This is a genomic window from Amycolatopsis sp. EV170708-02-1, assembly GCF_022479115.1.
In the GTDB taxonomy this organism is placed as follows: Bacteria; Actinomycetota; Actinomycetes; order Mycobacteriales; family Pseudonocardiaceae; genus Amycolatopsis.
Genome location: NZ_CP092497.1, coordinates 3,112,786 through 3,126,605, shown reverse-complemented (window position 1 = coordinate 3,126,605; position 13,820 = coordinate 3,112,786). Strand labels below are relative to the sequence as shown.

Below are 13,820 nucleotides of genomic sequence, written 5' to 3'. Positions count from 1 at the left end.
GTGCCCGACGTGATCGACGCGGCGGCTTGAGTGGCCACACGCGGTCGAGCACGCCTGTGGAATTCGCCGCCGAACACCCGAACCGCCCGAACCATCCCCACCTCAGCATGCTTTCGCTGAACATGTTGGTGAATTGAAGGAGTGCTACACCGTGTCCGAGGTAAGCCTGTCCGTCGAGCCCCGCACCGAATTCGGCAAGGGTGCCGCGCGTCGCACGCGTCGTGCCGGCAAGATCCCCGCGGTGCTGTACGGGCACGGCTCGGACCCGCGCCACTACGCCCTGCCCGCCCTCGAGTTCGCCCGCGTCGTGCGTGAGAACGGCAGCAACGCCGTCATCACCCTCGAGCTCGAAGGCAAGAGCGAGCTGGCGCTGACGAAGACCATCGTCGTCCACCCGCTGAAGAACTACATCGAGCACGTCGACCTGCTGGTCGTCCGCCGCGGCGAGAAGGTCACCGTCGACGTCCCGGTCGTCGTCACCGGCACCGCGGGCCCGGGCACCCTGGTCACCACCGACCTCGACACCCTTCAGATCGAGGTCGAGGCGCTGCACATCCCCGAGCAGGTCGAGCTCTCGGTCGAGGGCGTCGAAGCCGGCACCCAGATCCTCGCCTCGCAGGTCACCCTGCCGCAGGGCGCCACCCTGGTCACCGACCCCGAGGCGCTGGTCGTCGCCGTGAACGAGGCGCCGTCCGAGTCCTCGCTCGAGGGCGAAGAGGCCGAGGCTGCGGAGACCCCCGCCGAGGACGCCGAATAAAGTCACCGGTGTGACCGAAGCAGTACTTCCCGGGGCCGGCGAGCAGATCCTGCTCGCCGGCCTCGGCAATCCCGGCCCCCAGTACGCGGGCAACAGGCACAACGTCGGCTTCATGGTGCTCGACGAACTGGCCGGCCGCGTCGGCGGCAAGTTCAAAGCCCACAAGAGCGGCGCCGAAATCCTCGAAGGCAGGCTGGCTGGCCGGCGCGTGGTCCTGGTCAAGCCGCGTTCGTACATGAACCTCTCGGGCGGCCCGGTCGTGGGCGCGGCCCGGTTCTACAAGATCCCCCCGGCCGGTGTCGTGGTCGTCCACGACGAGCTGGACGTCGACTTCGGCGCGCTCAAGATGAAGCTGGGCGGCGGCGACAACGGCCACAACGGTCTCCGCTCGATCACCAAGTCCCTGGGCACGAAGGACTACTACCGTGTCCGTTTCGGCGTCGGCCGACCTCCAGGACGGCAGGATCCGGCCGATTTCGTGCTGAAGGACTTCTCGACGGTCGAACGCAAAGAGCTCGCTTTCGAGATCGATCGTTGCGCCGACGCCGTTGAAGCGCTTATCAGCACCGGGCTCGCGGCGGCCCAGAACACCTTCCACGCTGGGTGAATCCGCTCACATGGCGGTGCGTTACACCTCGTCACTCGAAGGCGTTTCACCACGCCCCTGATCGAGTCGTGGAATAGGGTGAGCTCTTCCCGGGAACTCTTAAACCCGTTAGGACGGAATGCGGAGATCGCATTCCCCACCGAAACCGGAGAGAGTTTCATGTCGTTTACGGCCGAAGACATCGCCGGCGCCACATTCCCGAACGCCCCGATCGGGCGCCGCGGGTACGCCAAACACGAGGTCGACGCGTTCCTGGAACGGATCGCCGACACGCTCTCGGATCGGGACGACCTGACGGCCGCCGAGGTCCACCACGTCATGTTCTCGCGTCCGTTGATCGGGAAGCGCGGCTACGACGAACGGGAAGTCGACGATTTCCTCGACAAGGTCGAGGAGCAACTCGCCCAGCGGACCGGCCAGCACGCACTCCATGTGCCCGGCGCCCGCGAGGAGGACGAGGCCACCGCCGGACGCGCCGTTCCGGACCGCGGCCCCGTCGAGTCCCTGCCGGAGCGCTAGTGCCCGTCACCGCGTTCGAGGCAAGAACCCGGCAGTTCGACAGGGCGCCGATCGGCGCCCGTGGCTACCACGAACCCGCGGTGGACGCCTTCCTGGAACGGGTCGCGGCGACTCTCGACGGGGACGACGACCTGTCGGTTTCGGACGTCCACAACGTGGCGTTCGCCAAAGCGCCCCTCTCGAAACGAGGCTATGACCCGGCAGCCGTCGACGCGTTCTTGCGAGACGTCGAGGGCACGCTGGCCGGGTTGTCCCAGTCCTCCGGCTACTACATAGCGCCTGCCCTGGAACACACCCATAACCGCAAGCCACTGTGGCGACGCCGCTGAACCAACGGGAGGTGCCGCGAATGGGCCGGGCCGCGATACTCGCGGCCCGGCCCTTTCGTGTCAGCTGGTCGCCGCGTTCTTGGCGATCTTGTCCGCGAACTGGACGGCGGTCGCGGCCCGCTTCACCTTGCCCGAAGGCGTCTTCGGCAGGCTCCCCGCCGGGAGCACCACAACGGCGAAGGGCCGCATGTCGACGGCGCCGCGCACCTTGGCCGCGACCTCCTTCGCCAGCGCCTTCTCCGTCTCCGGATCCCCGGCGAGCTTCGATTCGACGACGACGGCGAACCGCTCCCGCCGGCTGCCCGCGTCAAGCCGCACGGCCACGGCGTTCCCCGCCCGCACCCCTTCGACCGAGGTCGCCGCTCGTTCGATGTCGGTCGGGTACAGGTTCCGGCCGCCCATGATGATGACGTCCTTGCGACGGCCACAGATCACGATCATGCCGTCGACCAGGTAACCGAGGTCGCCGGTGAGCAGCCAGCCGTCGTCGTCCTGTGTCGCGAGCGGCCCTTCCATCGTCAGGTATCCCGGCGTCACGGCCTCACCACGCAGGCGGATCTCCCCGACCTCGCGTTCCCCGAGCACGGTTCCCTTGTCGTCGACGATCTCGGCCTCGAGCCCGTCGAGCGGCGGTCCGAGCACCGCGAAGGACCGGACTTCGTCGGTCCCGCGGCGCGGGTCGCCCTCGGGGACCGGCACCGCGCGGTTGTCCGCCTCGAGCGCGTCGGCTTCGACGACGTCCAGCGTCAAGCCGGTGAACAACGGCGCGAACGAAACCGCGAGTGTCGCCTCCGCCATGCCGTACGCCGGGAAGACGCATTCGGCGGGCATCTTGAAGCGCTTCCCGGCATCGACGAACGTCTGCACGGCCGTTTCGTCGATCGGCTCGGCGCCGTTCAACGCGATCCGAAGCTTCGAAAGGTCGTACGCGTCGTCGTCCTCGACACGGGCCATCCGCCTGCCCACGATCGCATAGGCGAAGTTCGGCGCGGCTGTGGTCGTGCCGTTGTACTTGCTGATCAGCTGCGGCCAGATCAACGGCCCGACAGGAACTCGAGCGGCGTGATCTTGACGAGTTCGACGCCGAACGTCATCGGGACCGTCAGGAAGCCGACCATCCCCATGTCGTGGAAGGTGGGCAGCCACGAGACCATCACGTCGACGTCGAAGTCGAACTCGGCCCGATCGACCATCGCCTTGACGTTCGAGTACAGGTTTCCGTAGGTGATCTGAACGGCCTTCGGGTCGGCCGTCGACCCGCTGGTCAGTTGCAGGAGAGCCGTATCCGATTCGGCCGTCGGCACTGGCTCCGCCAGTGGTTCCGCCTCCAGCAGCTCGGTGATCACCTGGAAGGCGATGCCGTGCTCGGTGAGCACCGGCGCCAGCTGGTCGAACGGCTCGCCGAGCAGCACCAGGTCGGAACCGATCATCCGCAGCACGCGAACGGTGTCCTCGGCCCATTCCGCGAGATCGGTGCGCTGCGTCGGCTGATGCAGCATCGTCACGCTGCCACCGGCGAGCCAAACCGCCTGAACCGTCGGCGCGATCAGTGACGGCGCCGCCGCCAGGACCGCGACCGCTTTGCCGGGCTCGAGCCCGGCCGCCACCAGACCCCCGGCAACCCGTTTGGCCTGCTCGTGGATCTCGGCCCATGTCCGCCGAACCGGCTCCTTGGGCTCCCCGGTGACCATTCCCCGCTGCTGACCTCGCCCCGCCGCGGTGGCGACGAGCGTGTCCACGAACCGACTCATGCGCGTCACACTACTGTCCGCGCTGGAAAGCCCGCGCGCCGTCGAGTCAACTCATTCGATCGCTTCGGAGGTCTCGAGCCACTGAGCTTCGACCTCCTCTTTCTCCGTTTCGACGGCTTTCAGTTCGGTGTTCAGCTCGATGAGCTTCGTCGGATCGGTCGCCGCGGCGAGCAGCGCCGCATGCAGCTTCTCTTCCTTCGTGTGCAGCTGGTCGAGCTTGCGCTCAAGACGCGACAGCTCCTTCTGCGCCGCCCGTTGTTCAGCGGCGCTCTTCTTGGGCGCGGAGGCCTGCGCGTTGCCTGCCTTCCGGTCACTGCCTGCTTTTTCGAGGCTCTTGGCGCGCCGGTCCAGGTACTCGTCGATCCCGCCCGGCAGGTGGGTCACCTGCCCGTCCCCGAACAGGGCCACGATCGTGTCGCAGACGCGTTCCACCAGGTACCGGTCGTGCGAGACGACGACGAGGCTGCCCGGCCAGGAATCCAGCAGGTCTTCGAGCTGCTGCAGGGTGTCGATATCGAGATCGTTCGTCGGTTCGTCGAGCAACAGCACGTTGGGCTCGGCCATCAGAAGCCGGCACAGCTGCAGACGGCGCCGTTCGCCACCGGAAAGGTCTTCGACCGGCGTCCACTGCCTCGCCGCGGGGAACCCCAGCTTTTCGGCGAGCTGCGAAGCGGTGAGCTCCTGCTTGCCGAACACGACCCGGCCGGACACCTCTTCGATCGCCTGCAGCACGCGCAGATCACCCGGCAGGTCGTCGAGCTCCTGTCGCAGGTGCGCGAGGCTGACCGTCTTGCCTTGGATGCGTCGGCCCGTCTCGGGCTCCTTGTCGCCGCCGAGCAGCTTGAGGAGCGTCGTTTTGCCCGACCCGTTGACACCGACCAGACCGACCCGATCGCCGGGCCCGATCCGCCAAGTGACGTGATCGAGCAGGGTGCGGTCGCCGACGGTCAACGTGGCGTCCTCGATCTCCAGCACGGTCTTCCCCAGCCGCCGACGCGCGAACGCCTGCAGCTCGACCGAGTCACGCGGCTCCGGCACATCGGAGATCAGCGCCTCCGCCGCCTCCACGCGGTAGCGCGGCTTCGAGGTCCTGGCCTGCGGGCCACGGCGCAGCCACGCGAGCTCCTTACGCGCCAGGTTCTGCCGCTTTTCCTCGGCCGTCGCCGCCAGCCTCGCCCGTTCGGCCCGCGCGAAGATCCAGTCCGCGTACCCGCCTTCGTACTGCTCGACGCGGCCGTTGGTGACCTCCCAGGTCAGGCTCGCGACCGTGTCGAGGAACCACCGGTCGTGGGTGACGACCACGACCGCGATCTTGCGGTTCAGCAGGTGATCCGCGAGCCAGCGCACGCCTTCGACGTCCAGGTGGTTGGTCGGCTCGTCGAGGACCACGAGGTCAAGTTCACCAGTGAGAGCGGCCGCCAGCGCCACCCGGCGGCGCTCGCCACCCGACAGGTTCGCCGTTTCCTTCTCGACGCCGAGAGCGGTGATCCCCAGACCGTCCATAATGGACCGGACTCGCGCGTCAGCGGCCCACTCGTGCTCCGCGCCATAACGCTCCAGCACGACATCTCCGACCGTACTGCCGGCGGGGAGCTCGGTCCGCTGGGTGACCACGGCCATCCGCAAGCCACGGACCTGACTGACACGTCCCGTATCCGGCTCGCTGATCCCAGCGAGCACCTCCAGCAGCGTCGTCTTCCCACCCCCGTTGAGGCCGACGACACCGATACGCTGCCCCTCCGCCACACCGAGCGAAACACCGTCGAGCAGCGGGCGCACCCCGAAGGACTTGCTCACCGACTCCAGGTTGACCAAGTTGGCCATGCCTCAGCCGATCCTTTCCACAAAGCTTGCACCACAACGAATTAGTCGATGTCCATTTCGGACACCCTCAGGCGTGCACCCGCGGCGGCGACGGCCGCGGCGCGTCATCGCCGCCGACCAGCCGGGCTCCGGGCACCGGCCCGTGCGCGACCCGCACCGTGCGGCAGACACCCGCACCGGACAGCTCCGCGGCGACCTCGACGGCCGACTGGGCATCCGCGCACAGGAAGGCGCAGGTCGGCCCGGATCCGGAGACGGTGCCGGCGAGCGCACCCGCGTTGACCCCCGCCCGCAAGGTGCGACGCAGCCCCGGCCGCAACGAAACGGCCGCCGCCTGCAGGTCGTTGCCGAGAAGCAGCGCCAGCTGCCGCGGGTCGCCGGACGCCAGCGCCTCGACCACCGGAGTGTGCGAACCGATCCGCGGCGGGCTGCCCTCCTCCCGCAACCTGTCCAGCTCGCCGAACACCCTCGGAGTCGAAAGACCACGCTGGTCGAAGGCCAGGACCCAATGGAAGGTGTGCCGCGACAAGACCGGCACCAGCTGCTCACCTCGGCCGGTCCCCAACGCCGTCCCGCCGTAGAGCGCGAACGGGACATCGCTGCCGAGCTTCGCGGCGATCCCCGCCAGTTCGTCTCGGGAGATGTCGAGCTTCCAAAGCGACGCGAGTCCCACCAGGGTCGCGGCCGCGTCGGCGCTGCCGCCGGCCATGCCGCCCGCTACCGGGATGCCTTTGCGCAGTACTACCCTGACCTTGGACTCGCCGTCCGCCTTGCCGACGTGGGCCGCCAGTGCCTGCGCCGCCTTCCAGGCGAGGTTGTTGGCCCCTGTCGGTACGGAGCCCTCGCCTTCGCCGTAGACCTCGACGCCGGGGTCCTCGGTGACCGCGACGGTCACCTCGTCGGTCAAGGAAAGCGCCTGGAACACGGTCACCAGTTCGTGGTAGCCATCCGGGCGTACGTCACCGACCGACAGGTGCAGGTTGACCTTGGCGGGAACCCTGACGATTACTGGGGGCGGTACGACGGCGAGCACCCGTCAAGCCTACGTGGCCGCTCCGCCTGCGCTGTCACCAGGAGAAAAGAGAACAGGGCGAGTCGGACACGAACGGGCCGCCCGGGACCGATTTCGTCCTGAGCGGCCCGTTCGTGGAGGAATCAGGCGGCGACACCCTGCGGTCCGCGGACCGGGTGGGTCACGTGGCCGCCACGTTCGGCGATCCAGGCGAGCGCGGCGTCCGCGCGCTCACCGCGCACACCGAGGCGGAACCGGCCGACCGGCGTGTCGCCGATCCGGGTCAGGCCGCCCCCGATCGTCGCGAGCTCGACGTCGAAGCGACCGGCAGCCTCCGGAAGCAACGCGCCGACCGAAGCGAAGCCGACGAGCACGACGTCCACCGCGCGGTCGTACTTCGAGGCCTGCGCCCGCCCGGTCTCGATCGCGGGAAGAAGCGCCTGCGCGGTCCGGCTGTTCGGGTCGGAGACCAGGTCGAGCACGGTTCCGCGTTCGATGATCGCGCCCGCCTCCAGAACCGCGACGTCATCGCAGACACGGCGAACCACGCCGGCGTCGGGAGTGGTGAGCAGCACGGTGACTCCGAGCTCGGCACGTGCCCGGTCGAGCACGGTCAGGACCGCTCCGGACTCCTCGGCCTGCACACCCGCGGTCGGGTCGTCGGCCAAGAGCACGGACGGCCCGGCGGCCAGCGCCTTGGCGATGGCCACTCGGCGAAGCTGCCCCTCGGAAAGGTCCCCGGCCGCTGTCCGGCCCGGGGGTGAGCCCGACCAGATCGAGCAGGTTACCGACCCGGTTGCGACGCTGCGGCCCGTCGAGACCGAGCTGTTCGAGCGGCGAAGCGATGTTGCCGGCGATGGTGCGCTCGGCGAGCAATTCCGGTTTGGTGCTCACGACACCGACCTGCCGCCGGATTTCGCGCAGACGGCGTCCGTCGAGGGTTCCCGTGTTGAGGCCGTCGAGGCGGACGACGCCGCGGTCGGGACGCTCCTGAAGGCCGATGCACCGGGCGAGGGTCGACTTGCCGGAGCCGGCCGGGCCGACGACCCCGAACAGCGAGCCCGCTTGGATGTCCACGCTCACATCGCGCAGCGCGACGACGGGATTTCCGTTGAGGGGAAAGGATTTGGACAGGTTTTCGACAGTGATCACGAGAGGCTCCATGCGAATGGGGCGCCGCATCTTTCGAGCGCGCCGACCGTCACCGAGTAGCCGTCCGGAAACGGACGGGTTTCAGAGGTAAGGGAGAAGGACTCAGGCAGTAACGGTGGAGCGTCGACACGCACTTACCGTGCGGCGACCTTCATCGACGACACGTCGCCTGGTCAGCAGGAGCGGGTGGGTGACCCTGTTCATTAGGCACAGCCTCCATCGGTCCTGGCTGTAGCACCTGCCCTGTGGAGGGTGGTTGCTGCGACTTCGGCGAGCCAGGTCTCTCAGTCGCTCGGGATGGCTCACTGAGTAAAACCGATCCCACTGGATGAAAGCAAGCGCGTAGGCGCAGATCACACGTCTGGTCGCGTCCATTATACAGGATGCGCTGTCCACATATTGGAACACAGGCAGGCGTCTCCGACTTGCTTCAGGCGCGCTACCTGCTAAGACAATGCCGGCCTATACAGCTTGAGAAGAAGACTTACGCACTCGTGCTGACCTAGCCACGACGACGTCCACGCGGTGCCGGTCACACCTGGGGCGGGCGGTCAACCGGCGGCCGCCGCGATCCGCGCGAACTGGTGAACATCCAACTGCTCACCGCGGGTCTTGGGGTCGATACCCGCCTTCTCGAGCAACTCCCCCGCTCGTTCGGCGGAACCGGCCCATGACGCCAACGCGGCGCGCAAAGTCTTCCGCCGTTGGGAGAAGGCGGCGTCGACCACCGCGAACAATCGTTCCCGGTCCACCGGCGACACCACGTCACCCCGCTCGAAAGCGACCAGCGCGGAGTCCACGTTCGGAACAGGCCAGAACACCGCCCGAGGCACCGCGGCGACCTTGCGTGCCTTTCCGTACCACGCGAGCTTGACGCTTGGCACGCCATAGGTCCGGCTCCCGGGGCCGGCCGCCATCCGGTCCGCGACCTCGGTCTGGACCATCACGAGGCCACTGGTCAGCGACGGCAGCTCGGCAAGCAGGTGCAGAACGACCGGAACCGCGACGTTGTACGGCAGATTCGCGACGAGCGCAGTCGGACGCGCGGGCAGGTCGTCCGCCGTGATCCGCAACGCGTCCGCGCCGACGACCGTCAGCCGTTCGGCCCCACCCCGTTCGGCCACGGTGTTCGGCAATCGCCCCGCCAGCACGGGATCGATTTCGACCGCGACGACCTCGGCGCCGGTCGCGAGCAGGCCGAGGGTCAGCGAGCCGAGGCCCGGCCCGACCTCCAGCACGACGTCGCCTTCGCCGACCCTCGAAAGGTCGACGATGCGTCGCACGGTGTTGGGATCGTGCACGAAATTCTGGCCGAGCTTCTTGGTCGGACGTACGTCCAGCTCGGCCGCCAGCGCCCTGATCTCCGCAGGACCGAGCAGTTCAGTCACCCGACGATCGTAACCAGCGCCGGTAGGCCACGATTGGCCGGTGGACGACGTCGTACTCGAAGGCGAGAAAGTCCGGCTGCGCGACTGGAGGCCAAGCGACCTCCGGCCGCTTCGCGAACTACTCGACCCAACGCGGCCATGGCACGAGACGAACGGGCCCTACTTCGGCACCCCGACAGCGGCGGCCGCCGACTCGACGGCACGCGAGCTCACCAACTCCAAGGCCGAGCCCGCCGATCCCCGCACCAGCCTCGCCGTATGCGACCTGAGGGACGGCAGGTTGATCGGCAGGGTCAGCTGGTACTGGGAAAGCAGGCAGACCGACTGGCGGCGAATGGGGTTGGTGATCTACGACGAGCAGTACTGGGGCGGCGGGTACGGCACGGACGCCCTGCACCTGTGGACGACCTACCTGTTCGCTCGCACCGACACACTCCGCCTGGACTTCGCCACGTTTTCGGGGAACCCAGGGATGATCGCCGTCGGCCGGCGGCTGGGATTCGTCGAGGAAGGCCGGTTCCGACGCGCTCGACGCTGGTCCGGGGGCGTGCACGACGCCGTCGTCTACGGGGTGCTCCGCGAGGAGTGGGACCAGCTGAGCCACTCGAGCACGGAGCCGTGATTCCGCCCCCACCATCCGTATGGCGTTTTCGAACCGACACGTATCCCACTCCCGTGTGATCGGCGCAGGTCAGCGCAGCCGGAGCGTAATGATCATCCACCCGATCGATACCGTGCATTCGTTCGAATCTGCCTCGACAATCGAGGGATGACCAGCACAAATATCCCCAAGGCCTTCCCGCTCAACCTGCCGGAAGGTGACGCCGAACTGCTCCTCGACGAGTTGCAGACGCGGCTACGCGAAGGGCGACGTCTGTTCGCCGAAGTCGGCCAGATCCTGGCCGAGATCGAGTCACGTGGTGTCCGGGACCTCTACGGATACAACTCGATCGCCGTCTTTTACGAGCATGTGGCTCGAGTACCTCGAGCGGAGGCTCAGAAAGTGACCGGCAGAGCGCTCGCGCTCAATTCGAGACGGGCGCGCGACGGCACGTCGATCGACCCCGTCGCGCCATTGACCGGTGTGTCGGCCGGCACCGGCGCGTTGGCCGAGGCCGGTATCGACCGGATCGTCACTGTCATGAAGAGGCTGCCGGACCACCTCGACGCGGACGAACGACTCGAGGCCGAAAGGGGCCTGGTCGAACTCGCGGGTGTCGCGAGACCGCGTGACGTCACGATGGCAGGCACCGACCTGCTCGCGCGACACGACCCGGACGGGAAGCCCAAAGAGGACCCCGGGCCGAAACGTCAGCGAAGCGAATTCTGGTTGCGCCAGAAACGGACCGGCCGCTGGGACATGCGCGGAGATCTCGATCCCGAGACAGGCGCCCGTCTGAACGCACTCCTGGTGCCGCGTGCGTATCCGGCTCCCGGCGAAGAAGCCGACGACCGTGCTCCGGCGGAGAGACGCGGCGACGCGTTCGCGGAGATCGTCGATCTCGCGGAGGCCGGTCCGGACATCCCCGTTCCCCGTCAGACCTCGGAGCGGGTCGCAGAGGAGCCTCAACCCGCACAGCACGCCGAGGAACCCGCCAGCCGCCCTAAACCCACCCAGGCGCCACCACAGGGCCACCAAAGCCCTTACCGCGGCGGCGAAGGCGTTCGAGAGGGCAACGCGGCTGAACGATCCCGGAATGTGGCCCACATGCGGCCCCCTCGATGGTGGGCACGACTGTCGAGACCAAGACCGGGGAATGTGACGCAGCCACAGAAGCCTCTAACGGCCTGAAGGCCACCTTGCGGGCAAAACCCACAGGTGACCTTCAGGAAAGGAGGTTGATCTGGCGTCAGGCCTTCTTGCCGCAGTGCGGCCAAGCGCCGTAACCGCCACGGTCCTCGCGGACCTTCTCGGCGACCGCGATCTGCTGGGCCTTGCTGGCCTGGTGCGGGTACGCGGCGTACTGGTCGCCGCCGTAGGCGTCCCAGGTGCTCTTGTTGAACTGCAGGCCACCGTAGTAGCCGTTGCCGGTGTTGGCGGACCAGTTCCCGGTCGACTCGCACTGCGCGATGCGGTCCCAGGCGCCGGCGTCACCGATGACCGGGTCCGCGGGCTTCTTGGTACCGACCTTGACGATCTTGGGCTTGGCCTCGGTGATGACCTCTTCCGAGACCTTCTCGCGACCGACCTCTTTGCCGTTGCGCTTGGTGACCTTGTAGGTCACGGTCTTCTGGCCCGGAGTGCCCGGGTCCTCGACCTTGGTCTTGCCCTTTTCGAGGTTCGGGTCGTCGACCTTCTGCTCGGGCGGCGCGATTTCCTCGTTCTGCTTGACCATGGTGACGCCGGTCCGGCTGATGTGGACCTCGGCGCCGTCGACCAGCTTGACGTCGAGACCGCCGACGGCCTCGTCGTCCGGGCCGAGGGTCATCCGGAGCTCACCGAGGAATTCCTTGGTGGTCACCGAGTTGGTCTGCACCTTGCGCGGTTCGTTCGCGCCGTCGTAGACCGTGACGTTTTTGAGGGTCTTGACCTCGACGGTGGCGCCTTCGAGCGGCAGCTCACCGTTCTGCGGGAGCGAGGTCCAGGTGCCGGCCTTGGCGAGGTCTGCGCGACCGAGCTGGTTCAGCGCGTCGCCGAGGTTGGTCGCACGGACCCAGGACTCCTGCTGCGGTGCGCCGTCGACGATCAGGTTGAGCTTGCGGCCGCGCTCCAGCTTGATGACGCCGCCGTCGCCCACCTCGGCCTGCGGCGAGGGCGAGAGCGAGTCGTGCGCGCCGACCGAGAGGCCGGCGTCTTCGAGGACCTCGCCGACGGTGTCGCCGAAGCTGTGGACGGTCTGCTGCTTGCCGTCGACGTCGAGCGTGACGCTCTTGTTCATCGCCATCGCGGCCGCGCCGCCACCACCGAGGGTGAGCAGCACCGCCATGACGGTCCCCTTGAGGAACCGCTTCTTCCAGACGCGGGTCGAGTTCGCGATGACCTCGTCCTTGGTCGCGACCTTCATCGGCGCGCCCGCGGTGCGGTCCTCGGCCAGCTCGTCCGGAATGACGATCGGCGGGAGCATGGTGGTCTCGGCGCTGATGAGGCGGATCAGCTCGTCGACGTCAACGTCGATCTCGGCCATCAAGGCGTCGGCGTCCGGGCCGAGCGCGGCCAGGACGTCCTGGTGCGTGATGCGCGGATCGTCGGAGTAGTCGAGCTCGCCGTAGTGGGTGTCGCGGTCGAGCACGGCGACCGAGCCGGCGGAAGCGAAGGTGTTCGTCTCTGCGCCGAGGCGCGAGCCATCCTGCCTACTGCTACCAGTCACTGGGTCGTTCCCTTTCCCAAGACGTCGAGGAGCTCGACAACCGCTCCACTACGTCCTTCGTCTCGATGCACTCTTCGGCACACCTCTAGAAGTCCGACACCCGCAGCCAGCGCCATCGTCACGGTTCCAGGCCGTACCTCTCCTGGTTCCGCTTCCCCGACGTGCACTGACGTGACTGTGGGCGTAACAGCCGGAAACCGCATGAGCGGGTACCGACCGGCACGATCACGGGACAGTAACGAACCTCGCCGGGTTGCGCAAACACCGCCCGGAGTGTCGTGACGTTGGTCACTCATCAGAGTGGACCATTGCTGATCACTAATGTCGCAATCCGTTCAACCGGCGGTGACTGTCGGCAAACGGAAGACCCGCTCAGCGGTCTTTCGCACCGATTCGGCCACCTCGTGCACCGCCTCGCCCCGGAGGGAGGCGAGGTGCCGAACCGTGTACGCGGCGCAGTAGGGCTCGTTCGGCCGCCCGCGGAACGGATGCGGGGTCAGGAAGGGGGCGTCCGTTTCGACGAGGTACTGGTCCGCCGGAACGATCCTCGCCGCCTCGTGGAGCCCCTTGGCGTTGCGGAAGCTGACCGTCCCGGCGAAGGACAGCACGTATCCCGCATCGACACAGCGGCGAGCGACCTTCTCGTCCCCCGAGAAACAGTGGAAGACGACCTGCTCGGGCGCCCCCTCTTCCTCGAGGATCCGGAGGACGTCGTCGTGAGCGTCTCGATCATGGATCATCAGCGGCTTGCCGATGCGCTTGGCGAGATCGATGTGCCACCGGAAGGCGTCCTGCTGGGCGTCGTGGGGCGAGTAGTCCCAGTAGTAGTCGAGGCCGGTCTCGCCGACCGCGACCACTCTGGACTCTTTCGCGAGACTCTCCACTTCGGATTTCTCGGCTTCGCCGAATTCCTTGGTGCGCGTGGGATGGATCGCGACGGCGGCCCACACACGAGGGTCCCAAGTGGACGCTCGCGCGGCCCAGCGAGCGGCGGCGAGGTCGTCCGCGACGGTGATCACCCGCGATACGCCGGCGCGCTCGGCGCGGTCGACCATGGCTGTCACGTCAGCCGCGGTGACCGCGCCGCACGCGTCGAGGTGGGTATGCGCGTCCACCACCGAGACCGGCAACCTGTCCGGGATCGGCGGTGGCTCCTTCTTCTCCGCACCCATC

Annotated in this window: 11 protein-coding genes, 2 pseudogenes and 1 riboswitch; of the genes and pseudogenes, 6 read left to right on the top strand and 7 right to left on the bottom strand. The window is 67.7% G+C overall.

What is annotated here, in order from left to right; genetic code table 11:
- The first annotated feature begins 151 nt into the window (after positions 1-151).
- The 4 genes from MJQ72_RS14550 (at position 152) to MJQ72_RS14535 (ending at position 2,212) form a co-directional block, all read left to right on the top strand.
- Entirely contained in the window at positions 152-757 is a 606-nt protein-coding gene (locus MJQ72_RS14550) for a 50S ribosomal protein L25/general stress protein Ctc (RefSeq protein WP_240599674.1), read from the top strand.
- Positions 758-767: 10 nt separating this feature from the next.
- Positions 768-1,364 (top strand): aminoacyl-tRNA hydrolase, encoded by a 597-nt coding sequence (gene pth / locus MJQ72_RS14545; RefSeq protein WP_240599673.1) that lies wholly within the window; start codon positions 768-770, stop codon positions 1,362-1,364.
- Positions 1,365-1,523: 159 nt separating this feature from the next.
- Complete coding sequence (locus tag MJQ72_RS14540) at positions 1,524-1,883, top strand: DivIVA domain-containing protein (RefSeq protein WP_240599672.1); 360 nt, start codon at positions 1,524-1,526, stop codon at positions 1,881-1,883.
- Complete coding sequence (locus tag MJQ72_RS14535; protein ID WP_038508226.1) at positions 1,883-2,212, top strand: DivIVA domain-containing protein; 330 nt, start codon at positions 1,883-1,885, stop codon at positions 2,210-2,212. Before MJQ72_RS14540 ends, MJQ72_RS14535 begins: the two co-directional genes overlap by 1 nt.
- Before the next feature lie 60 nt (positions 2,213-2,272).
- On the opposite strand, the pseudogene MJQ72_RS14530 reads toward MJQ72_RS14535, so the two are convergent.
- The 5 genes and pseudogenes from MJQ72_RS14530 to rsmA form a co-directional block, all read right to left on the bottom strand.
- Positions 2,273-3,963, bottom strand: a pseudogene (locus MJQ72_RS14530) (fatty acyl-AMP ligase).
- Between the two features lie 51 nt (positions 3,964-4,014).
- Positions 4,015-5,787 carry an ABC-F family ATP-binding cassette domain-containing protein gene (locus MJQ72_RS14525; protein ID WP_240599671.1) on the bottom strand — a complete coding sequence of 591 codons (1,773 nt, stop codon included), beginning with the start codon at positions 5,785-5,787 and terminating at the stop codon, positions 4,015-4,017.
- Between the two features lie 67 nt (positions 5,788-5,854).
- The gene (locus MJQ72_RS14520) at positions 5,855-6,820 is read right to left on the bottom strand and encodes a 4-(cytidine 5'-diphospho)-2-C-methyl-D-erythritol kinase (protein WP_240599670.1); all 966 of its coding nucleotides are present in this window, start codon (positions 6,818-6,820) and stop codon (positions 5,855-5,857) included.
- Between the two features lie 122 nt (positions 6,821-6,942).
- Positions 6,943-7,951 (bottom strand): annotated as a pseudogene (locus MJQ72_RS14515) (methionine ABC transporter ATP-binding protein).
- A gap of 213 nt (positions 7,952-8,164) precedes the next feature.
- Positions 8,165-8,255: riboswitch (SAM riboswitch) on the bottom strand.
- A gap of 247 nt (positions 8,256-8,502) precedes the next feature.
- A complete protein-coding gene (gene rsmA / locus MJQ72_RS14510; protein ID WP_240599669.1) occupies positions 8,503-9,339 on the bottom strand; it encodes a 16S rRNA (adenine(1518)-N(6)/adenine(1519)-N(6))-dimethyltransferase RsmA in 837 nt (278 codons plus the stop codon).
- A 40-nt stretch (positions 9,340-9,379) separates the two neighbouring features.
- Between rsmA and MJQ72_RS14505 the strand changes: the two genes are divergently transcribed.
- Together MJQ72_RS14505 and MJQ72_RS14500 are read left to right on the top strand one after the other, a co-directional pair.
- Positions 9,380-9,961 (top strand): GNAT family N-acetyltransferase, encoded by a 582-nt coding sequence (locus tag MJQ72_RS14505; RefSeq protein WP_240599668.1) that lies wholly within the window; start codon positions 9,380-9,382, stop codon positions 9,959-9,961.
- Between the two features lie 147 nt (positions 9,962-10,108).
- Positions 10,109-11,131: a DUF222 domain-containing protein gene (locus MJQ72_RS14500; protein ID WP_240599667.1), complete on the top strand. Its 1,023-nt coding sequence runs from the start codon at positions 10,109-10,111 to the stop codon at positions 11,129-11,131.
- Positions 11,132-11,189: 58 nt separating this feature from the next.
- On the opposite strand, the gene MJQ72_RS14495 is transcribed toward MJQ72_RS14500, so the two are convergent.
- Together MJQ72_RS14495 and MJQ72_RS14490 are read right to left on the bottom strand one after the other, a co-directional pair.
- Positions 11,190-12,569, bottom strand: coding sequence for a resuscitation-promoting factor (locus MJQ72_RS14495; protein ID WP_240601327.1), 1,380 nt, complete (start codon positions 12,567-12,569; stop codon positions 11,190-11,192).
- Between the two features lie 413 nt (positions 12,570-12,982).
- Positions 12,983-13,819, bottom strand: a complete 837-nt coding sequence (locus tag MJQ72_RS14490) for a TatD family hydrolase (RefSeq protein WP_240599666.1) — start codon at positions 13,817-13,819, stop codon at positions 12,983-12,985.
- Position 13,820: the final 1 nt, after the last annotated feature.

Coding starts and splice junctions, on each gene's coding strand:
- MJQ72_RS14540 (WP_240599672.1), top strand. CDS start 1,524: ATGTCGTTTACGGCCGAAGACATCGCCGGCGCCACATTCCCGAACGCC.
- MJQ72_RS14525 (WP_240599671.1), bottom strand. CDS start 5,787: ATGGCCAACTTGGTCAACCTGGAGTCGGTGAGCAAGTCCTTCGGGGTG.
- MJQ72_RS14500 (WP_240599667.1), top strand. CDS start 10,109: ATGACCAGCACAAATATCCCCAAGGCCTTCCCGCTCAACCTGCCGGAA.
- MJQ72_RS14490 (WP_240599666.1), bottom strand. CDS start 13,819: ATGGGTGCGGAGAAGAAGGAGCCACCGCCGATCCCGGACAGGTTGCCG.